The organism is Streptomyces sp. NPDC090108 (assembly GCF_044747185.1).
In the GTDB taxonomy this organism is placed as follows: domain Bacteria; phylum Actinomycetota; class Actinomycetes; order Streptomycetales; family Streptomycetaceae; genus Streptomyces.
Window position 1 is genome coordinate 195,957 of record NZ_JBIVDQ010000002.1, and the last position, 12,650, is coordinate 208,606.

Annotated in this window: 11 protein-coding genes; 6 read left to right on the plus strand and 5 right to left on the minus strand. The window is 74.8% G+C overall.

Annotated features, from left to right (window positions below; all coding sequences use genetic code 11):
- Positions 1-274: 274 nt before the first annotated feature.
- A complete protein-coding gene (locus tag ACIPRD_RS06210) occupies positions 275-1,216 on the plus strand; it encodes an adenosine kinase (RefSeq protein WP_401560382.1) in 942 nt (313 codons plus the stop codon).
- Positions 1,217-1,385: 169 nt separating this feature from the next.
- On the opposite strand, the gene ACIPRD_RS06215 is transcribed toward ACIPRD_RS06210, so the two are convergent.
- The 3 genes from ACIPRD_RS06215 to ACIPRD_RS06225 are packed head-to-tail and all read right to left on the minus strand — an operon-like array spanning position 1,386 to position 4,514.
- A complete protein-coding gene (locus tag ACIPRD_RS06215) occupies positions 1,386-1,913 on the minus strand; it encodes an NUDIX hydrolase family protein (RefSeq protein ID WP_356408953.1) in 528 nt (175 codons plus the stop codon).
- 16 nt (positions 1,914-1,929) lie between these two features.
- The gene (locus tag ACIPRD_RS06220) at positions 1,930-3,108 is read right to left on the minus strand and encodes an amidohydrolase family protein (protein WP_401560384.1); all 1,179 of its coding nucleotides are present in this window, start codon (positions 3,106-3,108) and stop codon (positions 1,930-1,932) included.
- 2 nt (positions 3,109-3,110) lie between these two features.
- Complete coding sequence (locus tag ACIPRD_RS06225; RefSeq protein ID WP_401560386.1) at positions 3,111-4,514, minus strand: glutamine synthetase; 1,404 nt, start codon at positions 4,512-4,514, stop codon at positions 3,111-3,113.
- Between the two features lie 445 nt (positions 4,515-4,959).
- Between ACIPRD_RS06225 and ACIPRD_RS06230 the strand changes: the two genes are divergently transcribed.
- Positions 4,960-5,820 (plus strand): Cof-type HAD-IIB family hydrolase, encoded by an 861-nt coding sequence (locus ACIPRD_RS06230; RefSeq protein WP_356408878.1) that lies wholly within the window; start codon positions 4,960-4,962, stop codon positions 5,818-5,820.
- Between the two features lie 157 nt (positions 5,821-5,977).
- Here ACIPRD_RS06230 and ACIPRD_RS06235 read toward each other — a convergent pair whose 3' ends face one another.
- Together ACIPRD_RS06235 and ACIPRD_RS06240 are read right to left on the minus strand one after the other, a co-directional pair.
- Complete coding sequence (locus ACIPRD_RS06235; RefSeq protein WP_401560389.1) at positions 5,978-6,778, minus strand: SAM-dependent methyltransferase; 801 nt, start codon at positions 6,776-6,778, stop codon at positions 5,978-5,980.
- Between the two features lie 169 nt (positions 6,779-6,947).
- On the minus strand, positions 6,948-7,757 hold the full coding sequence (locus tag ACIPRD_RS06240) for a lysophospholipase (RefSeq protein ID WP_401561838.1): 810 nt from the start codon (positions 7,755-7,757) through the stop codon (positions 6,948-6,950).
- A gap of 167 nt (positions 7,758-7,924) precedes the next feature.
- Here ACIPRD_RS06240 and ACIPRD_RS06245 point away from each other — a divergent pair, with 167 nt between their 5' ends.
- From ACIPRD_RS06245 to ACIPRD_RS06260, 4 genes are all read left to right on the plus strand, one after another.
- A complete protein-coding gene (locus ACIPRD_RS06245; protein ID WP_401560392.1) occupies positions 7,925-9,112 on the plus strand; it encodes a thiolase family protein in 1,188 nt (395 codons plus the stop codon).
- 162 nt (positions 9,113-9,274) lie between these two features.
- Positions 9,275-10,783 (plus strand): long-chain fatty acid--CoA ligase, encoded by a 1,509-nt coding sequence (locus ACIPRD_RS06250; protein ID WP_401560395.1) that lies wholly within the window; start codon positions 9,275-9,277, stop codon positions 10,781-10,783.
- Positions 10,784-10,981: 198 nt separating this feature from the next.
- A complete protein-coding gene (locus tag ACIPRD_RS06255) occupies positions 10,982-11,755 on the plus strand; it encodes a sulfite exporter TauE/SafE family protein (protein ID WP_356408867.1) in 774 nt (257 codons plus the stop codon).
- A gap of 96 nt (positions 11,756-11,851) precedes the next feature.
- Positions 11,852-12,598 carry a cobalt-precorrin-6A reductase gene (locus ACIPRD_RS06260; protein ID WP_401560398.1) on the plus strand — a complete coding sequence of 249 codons (747 nt, stop codon included), beginning with the start codon at positions 11,852-11,854 and terminating at the stop codon, positions 12,596-12,598.
- Positions 12,599-12,650: the final 52 nt, after the last annotated feature.

Genomic DNA, 12,650 nt, shown 5'->3' on the forward strand with positions numbered 1-12,650 from the left:
GGGACGCGCCCACCGGGCACCCCAGCGTCGCCCCTCGCCCCATGCCGTGCGCCGCGCCGGACACCGATCGCCCCATGTCGTGTGCCGCGCCGGACACCGATCGCCGCGCGTCAGACGCATCGTCACCGGACACCGTTTGCCGCGCGTCCGACGCATCGTCATCCGACACTGATTGCCGCAAGTTTCTGCAAGTTCTTGCCAGGTGTGCCGCGGGCTGTTTGACTCGCACAGCTCCCCGAGCCGATGAGCCGACGAGAGGAACCAGCAGACCTCCATGAGCACCGAGACCGACGTCCTCGTCCTGGGCGGCGCCGGCGTGGACACCATCGTCCACGTCCCCGAGCTGCCGCTTCCGTACGCCGACAGCTACATGATCCGGCCGGGCATCCGGACACGCGCGGGACAGAGCGGGGACTTCGTCGCGCTCGGCCTCAGCGCGCTGGGGTTGCGCAGCCACCACCTCGACCTGATCGGCGACGACCACGAGGGTGACCTCGTCCGCGCGCTGCACCGCGACCGGGACATCCCCTTCACCGGTGTCCTGTCGCCCGGCGGCACGAAGCGGGCGGTCAACCTGGTCGGCCCGGACGGACGGCGGCTGTCGCTGTACGACGCCACGCGCGCCCAGGAGCCCGCCAGTTTCCCTGAGGAGACCGTGCGCGCCCTGGCCGCCTCCAGCCGGCACGCCCACGTCGTCATCACCCATCCGTGCGCGCTCGCGATGCCCCTGCTGCACGAGGCGGGCCTGACCATCTCCACCGACCTGCACAACTGGGACGGGGTCGACCCGTATCACGAGCCCTTCGCGCTCGGCGCGGACCTCGTGTTCCTGTCCACCACGGCCCTCGCCGACTTCGAGGCGACCATGCGCTCGATCGCCGCCCGCGGCCGGGCCCGGACGGTGGTGGCCACCGCCGGGGCCGACGGCGCGTACCTGCTGGCCGACGGCGAACTGACGCACGTCCCCGCCGTCACGCCCCCGGGCGCCGTGGTCGACTCCAACGGCGCGGGCGACGCCTTCGCCTGCGGCTTCCTGTTCGGCCGGCTGCGCGGCGAGGACCCCCTGCGGTGCGCCCGGTACGGCGCGGTGGCCGGGGCGTACGCCTGCACGGTGCCGTCCACCCGCGCGGACGCCATCGGCAGGGACGCGCTCCTCGCCGGCGCGGCGGAACCGCCCCGCGAGACCGTCCACGCGCCGGGGGCCGGCAGCCGCTGACCTGCCCGCCCGCCGGGCCGGTGCCACCCGCGCCGACCGCGGTACTGCCGTCCACGCGGGCCGGGGTGCTGCGGTCCGCGCGGGCCGGGGGTACCGCCGTCCGCGCGGGCCGGGTGGTGCCGCCCGCGGGGGCCGGGCGTGGCGGCCCGGCCCGGCGGGCGGGTGTGGATCAGGACACGACGCCCACGTGTGCCAGCGCCTGCTTCAGCAGCACCCCGTGCCCGCCCGGCATCTCGCTCTGCACGGCCGCCGAGGCCGCCTCCTGCGGGCTGAACCACACCAGGTCCAGGGCGTCCTGGCGGGGCCGGCAGTCGCCGGTCACCGGGACGATGTAGGCGAGGGACACGGCGTGCTGGCGCGGGTCGTGGTACGCGGTGACGCCGGCCGTCGGGAAGTACTCGGCGACCGTGAACGGCTGCATGGAGGACGGCACCCGGGGGAGGGCCACCGGGCCGAGGTCCTTCTCCAGATGGCGCAGCAGCGCGTCGCGGACCCGCTCGTGGTGCAGGACCCGGCCGGACACCAGGGTCCGGCTGACCGTGCCGTCCGGGCCGATGCGCAACAACAGCCCGATGCTGGTGACTTCGCCGCTGTCGTCCACCCTGACGGGCACAGCCTCGACGTACAGGATCGGCATCCGGGCCCTGGCCATTTCCAGCTCGTCCGTGGTCAGCCAGCCGGGCGTGGTCTCGGTCATGTCAGACATTGCTTGATCATACTTTCCGGGTGGGGCGCCCGCCGGGGTGACGGGCGGATTCGGATGCGGGCAGTCCGTAGACGCGGCGGGCGTTGTCCCGGCCGGTCCAGGCCGCGATGCGCAGGGCGTCGGGCAGGCTCAACTCGTCCTCCGCCACCCGGGCTTGCAGCAATCCGGCCATTCCCCGCCGGAAGGACAGCGCGCCCAGGTGATGGAACTCGGCCACACCATAGGCGTCGGAGCTGTACAGCAGCTTGCGGAACGGCGTGATCTCCAGAGCCTCCTCCAGCACCTCCCGTGAGCGCGCCGGACCCGTGTGGTGCAGGGCGAGTCCCACGTCGAGGTACACGTGCTCGAACACCGTTGCCAGGAAAGCGGCTTGGCGGTGGTAGGGCCAGCAGTGCAGCAGCAGGACCGGGACCGCGCCCGCCGTCAGGCGCAGCCAGTCGGTCAGCAGGGACGGGTCGGCGCGGTGGAGCCGCAGGTCGGCGTCGCCGAAGCCGGTGTGCAGCTGGAGGGGCAGTCCCAGCCCGACGGCCGTCCACAGCAGGTGCCGTACGAGGACCGGGTCGGCCAGGCGGCGCCCGCCGTCCGCGAGCATCCGCGCGGCCGCCCGGGTCACCTCGTCCGCGGCCGGGCGCGCGGGGTCCAGACCGAGACCCGTGCGGTAGGCGGCCACCGACTTCACCGCCACCACCCCGGGCCGCCGTACGGCCTGCTCGGCCGCCGCCTCGAACTCCCGTGCGTACGCGTCCGGTTCGACGCCCCGGGCCACGACCGCCTCCGCCACCCGCTCCAGCCGTACGACCTCGTAGGCGGCGGCTCCCGCGGCCGCGGCGAGTTCGGCGGGTCCGGTGCCGGGGTGCGGGGTGAAGCCGGTGTCCACGCAGAACACCTCGGCCCCGGCGGCGGACAGGAGACGCCGGTTGACCTCGCGCCAGCCCAGCTCGGCGCGCCGGGCCACGTAGTCGGCCGGCGGTGCGTGGCGGGGGAGGTCCAGCAGGGGCGCGCAGTGCCGGCGCACCGCCACGCCGGCCGGGCTGTCGAAGGGGGACACACCCGGCCACGCCCCGCCCTCGGTGAGCAGCGAGGCGAACTCCCCGGGGCCGAGGTCCGCGGTCGAGGCCCCGTGGCAGTGGTGGTCCACCAGCGGCAGCGCGGCGAGGGCCTCCTGGAGCGGTCCCGGCGTGGTCATCGTCAGTACGCCCACCGGTAGGCCGCCGCCACTCCGGCGTCGTCCAGCCCTTCGGCTGCCGCCGCCTCGCCCTGCCGTACGGCCGTCACCGCGTCCGCCAGCACCGGGCCCAGCGCGTCCCGCAGCACCCGGTCGGCGCGGAACTCCGCGACGGCCTCCGGCAGCGACTCCGGCAGCCGCCGTACCCCGAGGGCGGCGGCGTCGTCCGGCCCGTACCGCGCCGGGTTCCCGGTGATCTCCCCGGGCAGCGGGCGGCCGGCGGCCAGGCCGTCCAGGCCGGCGGCGACGACACAGCCGAGGGCGAGATACGGGTTCGCGGCCAGGTCGACGGGTTTGACCTCCAGATTCGCGCTCTGCTCCTCGTGTCCGGCCGTCCCGGTGACGACCCGCAGCGCGGCCTCGCGGGTCTCCCGGCCCCAGGAGGTGAACACCCCCGCCCATCGGGAGGGCCTGAGCCGCAGATAGCTGGCCGGGCTCGGCGCGGTCACCGCCGTCAGCGCCGGCAGCCGCGCGAGCACCCCGGCGAGGAACGACTCCGCCTCCGCCGTCATGCCGTACCTGCCCTCGCCGCCCGCGTGCAGGTTCCGGCCGCCGCGCCGGCAGGACAGGTGCAGATGGCCGCCGTTGCCGACGCTCCCGGCGAGCACCGCCGGGGCGAACGACACCCGCAGACCGTGCCGGGCGGCCACCGCGCGGATCGTCTGGCGCACCAGCACGCTCCGGTCGGCCGCCGCCACCGGGTCCAGCGCGCCCACCGAGACCTCGAACTGCCCGGCCGCGTACTCGGGATGGACCTGGTCCACGTCCACGCCCTGGGCGTCCAGCGCCGCCAGCAGGTCGGCCGCGAAGTCGCTCAGCGCGACCTGCCGCACCGCGCCGTACGCGGGGCCCGGCGCCGCGGGCACGAACTCCCCGGGGGGCGCCGAGTCCAGCCCTACCGCCCACTCGATCTCCACCGCGGCCCGGAAGGACAGGCCGTACCGCTCGGCGGCCCGCGCGACCGTCCGGCGCAGGAACGTGCGGGAGCACCCCGGGTGCGGGGCGCCGTCCTGGCCGACGCGGTCCACCGGCGCCCACGCCCATCCCGGCTGCGCGGCCAGGACGGTGAGCCGGTCGAGGTCGGGGTAGAGCCGCAGGTCGCCGTCGGGGGAGCCGAGCACGTCGGTGGTGACGACCGAGTCGTCGGCGAGGAAGGTGTCGAAGACCGGGGACATCCCCACCCCCCAGGTCACCGCCGCCTCCAGCCGCGCCGGCGGGACCGTCTTCACCCGGGTGATCCCCGCGGTGTCCACGTAGGCGAGCACGATCCCGCGCACGCCCCGTTCCGCCAGGTCCGCGCCCAGGGCGGCGGCCCGCCGCGGCTCGCCGGGGCGCCCGCCGGGCACCGGATCGGCAAGGGTCGTCATACGTCCTCCTCGACGGCTCGGCCTTCCGCGTGGCCGGCCCCGGGGCGGCCCGGTCCCGGGGGCGCGCGGACCGGCTGACCGGACCGCCCGGGCGGTGCGCGTACCGTCCGTCTCCCCGGCGCGGGGCCGCGCGGGTCCCCGGTCCCGGCGGTGTCGGGGCCAGGGTTTCACGGCGACCGCACCGAACCGCGGCACCGCCGCGGCCGCGTCGTCCGGTTCCCGGCCCGCGCGCCGCGCGCAGCGGAGGTGTCCGGTCCGGTCCTCCGCGGTCCGGACCGGGCCTCTGCGGTCCTGGCCGGTCCTCCCCGGGCCCCCACGGTCCTCCCCGGGCCCCCGCGGTCCTCCCCGGGTCCCGCGGTCCTCCCCGGCCCGGGGGACGGCCGGGGGCATGAGGAAGACTGGGCGGCATTCCCGTGTTGTACCCGTCCCCGACCGGAAGCAGGACATGTCCGTCACGCCCGCCCCCCTCCTCGACGCCTCCGACCTGCCCCCGGGCCCGGCCGACATCCGGCTCGTCGTCACCGACATGGACGGCACCCTGCTGGACGACGCCAAGCGCGCCCCCGCGGGCCTGTGGCCGGTGCTCGCCGAACTGCGCCGGCGCGGCGTGCTCTTCAGCCCCGCGAGCGGCCGCCAGTACGCGACGCTGGCACAGCAGTTCGCCGAGGTCGCCGACGGCATGGTGTTCATAGCGGAGAACGGCACCTACGTGGTGCGCGACGGCGTGGAACTGAGCTCCGACCCCATGGACCCCTCCGCCGCCGCCCGGGTCGCCCGTACGGTACGAGGGCTCGTCGCGGACGGCACCGACGCCGGCGCGGTCGTGTGCGGCAAGCGGTCCGCCTACGTCGAGCGGACCGACGAGGCGTTCCTGGCCGAGGTGCGCAAGTACTACGTCGAACACCGCGTCGTCGAGGACGTCACGGCCGTCGACGACGACATCATCAAGGTCGCGGTGTTCGACTTCGGCTCCGTCGAGCGGGTCACCGCCCCCGCGCTGGCGGAGTTCGGGGCCACCCACCAGGTCGTGGTCTCCGGCGAGCACTGGGTCGACGTCATGAACCGCACCGCCAACAAGGGCGCCGCCCTGCGCGGGCTCCAGCGCGAACTGGGCATCACGCCCGCGCAGACCATGGTCTTCGGGGACTACCTGAACGACCTGGAGATGCTGGACGCCGCCGACTGGTCCTTCGCCATGGCCAACGCCCACCCGGAGGTCGTCCGCCGCGCCCGCCACATCGCCCCGTCCAACAACGACAACGGGGTGCTGCGGACGATCGCCCGGGTGGTCGGCGTACCGCTGTAGCCGTCACCGGGCCGGGCCGGGGCGGGAGCCGTGGCCGGTCCCCGGCCGGCCCGGACGCGAGCCGCCACCGGCCCGGATACGAGCCTTCACCGGCCCGGACGCGAGCCGACACCGGCCCGGACGCGCCCGCGTACCCGCGCGTCCGGGCGGCGCGCGGTCAGGACTTGAGCGCGACTCCGCCGTACAGCGAGACCGGCCGGCCGTCCTCCGGCGTGCTCTCGGGCCGCCAGTCGGACACCTGCGCGACACCCGGCTCGACGAGGCGGAGTCCCTCGAAGAACCGGCCCACTTCGGCGTGCGAACGGGCCACCAGCGTCACTCCGCCCGCCGCGTAGGCCGAGATGCCCCGCTGGACGTTCTCCGGTTCGAAGTCGGCCGTCATCATGGACAGCACCAGCGCGCTGCCCGGCGCCAGCGCCTCGACCAGGGTGCCCACCAGGTCATGGGCTCCGTCCTCGTCCGCGACGAAGTGCAGCAGCGCGATGAGGGACAGGGCGACCGGGCGGTCGAAGTCCAGTACCGCGGAGGCCCGTTCGAGGATGCCGCGCGGATCGCGGGCGTCGGCCTGCACGTACTCGGTCACGCCCTCGGGGGTGCCGCGCAGCAGGGCGCCCGCGTGGGCCAGCACGATCGGGTCGTTGTCGACGTACACCACGCGGGTGTCCGGCGCGACGGACTGGGCGATCTGGTGCAGGTTGGGCTCGGTCGGTATGCCCGTGCCGATGTCCAGGAACTGGCGGATCCCCGTCTCCTCGGCCAGCATCCGGCCGGCCCGGCGCATGAACGCGCGGTTGGCGCGGGCGGCCCTCGGGGCACCGCCGTCGATGGCCGTGATCCGCCGGGCGAGCTCCTCGTCGACCGGGTAGTTGTCCTTGCCGCCGAGGAACCAGTCGTAGACCCGGGCCGGATGCGGCCGCGTGGTGTCGATCAGCTGGACGTCCGGTCCCGTGCCCGTCACGTGCCACTCCTCCGCTCGGCCCCGGCGCTCGCCCGGGTGTGCGAGCAGTCTGGCACGGGCGAGCGGCCCGACGCGGAGGATCTTCGGTCATCGGTCCGAATGGAACGCCCGTCAACGGAGTTGCCCGGCAGCCCGGTCGAGCGTGCCCCCCGGGGACGCGCGGCGGCGGTCAGCGGGGGAGCACCTCGTCGAGGAAGCGCGTGACGTCCGCGAAGACCTCCTCCCGGTTCGTCTCGTGGAACACCTCGTGCCGGGCCCCGGCGTAGATCCGCTCGGTCAGCCGGCCGCCGCTCAGGCGCTCCACGCCGGGCCGGCTGCCGGACAGCGGCACCAGCCGGTCGTCGTCCCCGTGCAGCCACAGCAGCGGCAGCGGCCCGGCGTCGCCGCCCCCCGCCACGTCCTTCAGCGTCCGGACGAACGCCTGGAGCGTCGGCCGCTTCATCGGGCCGTGCCAGACCAGCGGGTCGGCGGCGTACGCGGCGCCCACAGCGGGGTCGCGGGAGAGCGCGGACGGGCTGACGGGCACGTCCGGGATCTCGTCCAGCGCGAGCAGCCGCCCGGGCAGCTCCCACGCGCCGATCACCGGCCCGGAGAGGATCAGCGCGCTCGGCTCGTCGCCGTACCGCTGGACGTACCGGGCCGCGATCAGGCCGCCCATGGAGTGGCCGAGGACGACGAGAGGCGCGCCGGGGTGCGCGGCGCGGGCCAGGTCCGCCACGCGGTGCGTGTCGGTGACGACGTCCTCGAAGTCCTCGATCAGCACCCGTTCGCCGGCCGACCTGCCGTGACCGGCGTGGTCGGGCGCGTACACGGCCGCGCCGTGCCGGCCCAGGACGCCCGCGAGCCCGTCGTACCGGCCCGCGTGCTCGCCGTACCCGTGGACCACCAGGACGACCGCTCTCGGCGCCGGGTGCGGCCACTCGCGGACGGCCAGGGCGCCGCGGGTGCCGGTGAGGGTGTGTTCGCGGACGTCGGGCATGTGGGGCATGTCTCCTCCGGCTGCCTGGGGGAAGGTCCGGGAGGATCTTCCCAGCCGGCCGGTGGCCGGTCTATAGTCAAAAACTAGCAGTGCTAATTAAGGGGCTCCGCCGCCCCACACGTCAGGTACGTGCTGATCCACAACGCCGTCGGTCAGGAGTCCAAGTCGTGCGTCCCGTCCACTTCGCGGCCGCCCGCCGCACCCCCATCGGCAAGCTGCGCGGTGCCCTGTCCTCCGTGCGCCCCGACGATCTCGCGGCGACGGTGATCCGGCATCTCGTGGCCGGGGTGCCCGCCCTCGACCCCGCCCGCGTCGACGACGTCTACTGGGGCGCCGCCAACCAGGCCGGCGAGGACAACCGCAACATCGCCCGCATGGCCGCGCTGCTCGCGGGCCTGCCCGAGTCCGTGCCCGGCGCCACCGTCAACCGGCTCTGCGCCTCCGGCCTGGAGGCGGTCACCGCCGCCGCCCGCACCATCGCCGCGGGCGAGGCCGACATCGTGATCGCGGGCGGCTCCGAGTCCATGAGCCGCGCTCCCTTCGTGCTGCCCCGCCCCGACGAGGCCCTGCCGGCACGCATCGAGACCTACGACACCCGCCTCGGCTGGCGCCTGGTCAACCCCGCCATGAAGGACCTGCACGGCGTGCTCTCCATGGGCGAGACCGCCGAGGAGGTCGCCGAACGGTACGGCGTATCCCGCGAACGCCAGGACGAGTTCGCCCTGCGCAGCCACCAACGGGCCGCCGCTGCCCGCAAGGACGGCCACTTCGACGCCGAACTCCTGCCCGTGGAGCGGCCGGACGGCATCGTCGTCGATCAGGACGAGTGCGTCCGCGAGGACACCTCGCTGGAGAAACTGGCCCGCCTCAAGCCGGTCTTCCGCCCCGGCGGCACGGTCACCGCCGGCAACGCCTCACCGATGAACGACGGCGCGGCCGGACTCCTGCTGGTCAGCGAGGAGATGCTCGGCGAACTCGGTCTGGAGTCCCTCGGCCGGTACGTCGCCGGCGCGTCCGCGGGCGTCCACCCCGACGTCATGGGCATCGGCCCCGTACCCGCCACCCGCAAGGCGCTCGCCCGCGTCGGCTGGCGGACCGACGACCTCCAGGAGGCCGAGTTCAACGAGGCGTTCGCCGCCCAGGCCCTGGCCTGCGTCGACCAACTCGGCATCGACCCCGCCCTGGTGAACCCGTACGGCGGCGCGATCGCCCTCGGACATCCCCTCGGCTGCTCCGGCGCCCGCATCCTCACCACCCTCCTGCACCGGATGCGCCGCACCGGCGGCGCACGAGGCCTGGCCACCATGTGCGTGGGAGTCGGGCAGGGAAGCGCCGTACTGGTCGAAAGGGCTTAGGGGGAGTCTCCCCGGGGGGTGTCCTCCCGGGAGCGTCTCTCCCCGCACGCGCCCCGGACCCGCCGCCCGGCAACACCAGCCGCGGCAGCAGGAGTTCCTCCCGGACCGGTCCGGTGGCAGCACGAGCCGCAGCAAGGAAAGCAAGGAACGGAGCACCACCCCATGGCAACCCTGTCCGTCGCCGCCATCCTCGCCGAGAACGCCCGGCGCCGCCCGCACAAGACCGCACTCGTCGAGGGCGGACTGCGGCTGTCCTTCGGGGAGGTGTGGCAGCGCTCCCTCGCCCGGGCCGGAGCGCTCGCCGGACTCGGTGTGCGGCCGGGGGACCGGGTCGCCCTGATGGCGCCCAACACCGCCGAGTTCCCCGTCGCCTACTACGCGATCACGGCCGCGGGCGGCGTCGTCGTCCCCGTCCACCTGCTGCTCTCCCCGCGGGAGGTCACCCACGTCCTGAAGGACAGCGGCGCCGGCCTGCTCCTCGTCCACCCCGCGCAGGCCGAGACCGGACGGGCCGCCGCCGACGCCCTCGGCATCCGGGTCGTCGTCCTCGGCGAGGAACTGGACCGGCTCGCGGACGCCGCCGTACCGCTGTCCTCGTACCTCACCCGCGAGGCCGACGACCCCGCCGTGATCTTCTACACCAGCGGCACCACCGGCGAGCCCAAGGGCGCGGTGCTCAGCCACTTCAACATCGTGATGAACGCGACCGTCAACGCCTTCGACGCCAACGACATCCGCCCCGACGACATCGCGCTCGGCGCGCTGCCCCTCTTCCACGCCTTCGGCCAGACGGTGTCGCTCAACTCCACCTGGCGCGCGGGCGCCACGCTCGTCCTGCTGCCCCGCTTCGACGCCGCCCGCGCGATCGAGCTGATGGTCCAGGAGGGTGTGAACACCCTGCACGGCGTGCCGACCATGTTCGTCGCGCTGGCCGCGGCCGCCGAGCACGCCGCCGCCCTGCCGGACCTGCGCGTCTGCGTCTCCGGCGGGGCCTCCCTGCCGGTGGCCGTGCTGGAGCGGTTCGAGGCCGCGTTCGGGGCGAAGATCTACGAGGGCTACGGGCTGTCCGAGACCTCCCCGACCGCCACCGTCAACCAGCCCGTCTTCGGCACCCGGGCGGGCACCATCGGCCACCCGCTGTGGGGCATCGACGTGGAGATCGCCCGCGCGGACACGGAAGGCAGCGTCGAACTCCTCCCGGCCGGGGAGCTGGGCGAGGTCGTCGTCCGGGGCCACAACGTCTTCTCCGGCTACCTCGGCCGTCCCGAGGCCACCGCCGAGGCCCTCGTCGACGGCTGGTTCCGCACCGGCGACCTCGGCGTCAAGGACGAGGACGGCTTCCTCAGCATCGTCGACCGCAAGAAGGACATCATCATCCGCGGCGGCTACAACGTGTACCCGCGCGAGATCGAGGAGATCCTGATGCGCCACCCCGGCGTCGCCCAGGTCGCCGTGATCGGCCTGCCCGACGACCTGCACGGCGAGGAGGTCTGCGCCGTCGTCGTGCCCGAGCCCGGCAGCGGCCCCGACGCCGCGGGGATCACCGAGTGGTCCAAGGAGCACCTCGGCAAGTACAAGTACCCCCGGCGCGTGGAGTTCACCGACGCCCTGCCGCTCGGGCCGAGCATGAAGGTGCTCAAGCGGGAACTGCGGGCCCGCTACACCGCCTGAGACCCGCCCGGCCGGTCGTCCGGGGTCCGCTGGGCTCACCGCCCGAGGTGCGCTGGGCTCACCGCCCGGGGTCGGCTGGGCTCACCGCCCGAGGTGTGTCCGGCCCGCCGCACGAGCTCCGGCCGGCCGAGCCCCCGAGTCCGTCCGGCGGACGCCCCTCACCCGGCCCGGATGTGTGCACATAGCATCGGTCTTCGCATGAACACGATGACGCTCTGGCACATATCCGGCTGGGAGTTCGCCGCCCTGGCCCTCGCCGCCCTCCTCGTCGGCTTCTCGAAGACCGCCGTCAGCGGGGCCAACACGGTCAGCCTCGCGGTCTTCGCCGCCGTCCTGCCCGCCCGCGCCTCCACCGGCGTGCTGCTGCCCCTGCTGATCGCCGGCGATGTCCTCGCCGTCCTCACCTACCGGCGGCACGCCCACTGGCCCACGCTGTGGCGGCTGTTCCCCGCGGTGGCGGCCGGCGTGGTGGCCGGCACCCTCTTCCTCCTCTGGGCCGACGACGGGATCGTACGGACCTCGATCGGCGCGATCCTGCTGCTGATGACCGCGGTCACGCTGTGGCGGCGCCGCACGGCGGACACCGCGGACGAACCCGACGCCGTCACCGGCCGCGCCGGCCGGGTCAAGGCCCGCGGCTACGGCGTGCTCGGCGGGTTCACCACGATGGTCGCCAACGCCGGCGGCCCGGTGATGTCGATGTACCTGCTGTCGGCCGGCTTCCGCAAACTCGGCTTCCTCGGCACGTCCGCGTTCTTCTTCCTCATCGTGAACGTGGCCAAGGTGCCCTTCAGCGCCGGCCTCGGCCTGATCGACGGCCGCTCGCTGCTCCTCGACGCCGCGCTCGTGGTGTTCGTGGTGCCCGGCGCGTTCCTCGGCAAGTGGGCCGTGCACAAGATCGACCAGGTGCTCTTCGACCGCCTGGTGATCGCGGCGACGGTCGTGGGCGCGGTGGAACTGCTGGTGAGCTGAAGCCGCCCCTCCGGGGATGTCTCCCCTCTCTTCGCGTCTCTTCGCGTCTCTTCGCGGGTCCGCGACGACCGGAGAGGCATCCCCTAACCTCACCCCATGCCCACGCACGTCCTGATCCTCGGCGGCACCACCGAGGCCCGCCGTCTCGCCGCCGACCTGGCCGCCCTCCCGGACGTCCGGGTCACCACCTCGCTCGCGGGCCGGGTCGCCCGCCCGGGGGCGCTGGACGGCGACGTGCGGACCGGCGGCTTCGGCGGAGCGGAAGGGCTCGCCGACTGGCTGCGCGCCCACCACGTCGACGCCCTGGTCGACGCAACCCACCCCTTCGCCGCGTCGATCACGGCGAACGCGGCCCGGGCGGCCGGCGCCACCGGAGTCCCGGCGGTCGTCCTGCGCCGCCCCGGCTGGCGGCCCGGCCCCGGCGACCGCTGGCACCTCGTCCCGTCGCTCGACGCCGCCGCGGCGACGCTGTCCCGCCTCGGAGAGCGGGTGTTCCTCACCACCGGGCGCCTCGGGCTGTCCGCCTTCGCCCACCTCACGGACCCACACTTCGTCGTCCGCTCCGTGGAACCGCCCGAGCCGCCCCTGCCCCCGCGCACCGAAGTGCTGCTCGCCCGCGGTCCGTTCACCCTCGCCGACGAGCGGGAGACGCTGCGCGCCCACCGTGTCGACGTCCTGGTGACCAAGGACAGCGGCGGCGCCGCGACGGCCCCGAAACTGACGGCCGCGCGTGAACTCGGCCTGCCCGTCGTGGTCGTACGCCGCCCCGAGCTGCCGCCGGGCGTGACCGCGCTGCCGGACGTGCCGGCGGTCCTTGAGCGCCTGGGGCTGGCGAGCCGGTGACGGCGGCCGGGGCGGCGGCCGGGGCGGCGGCCCGCCCCCGGTTCGCGCCGGT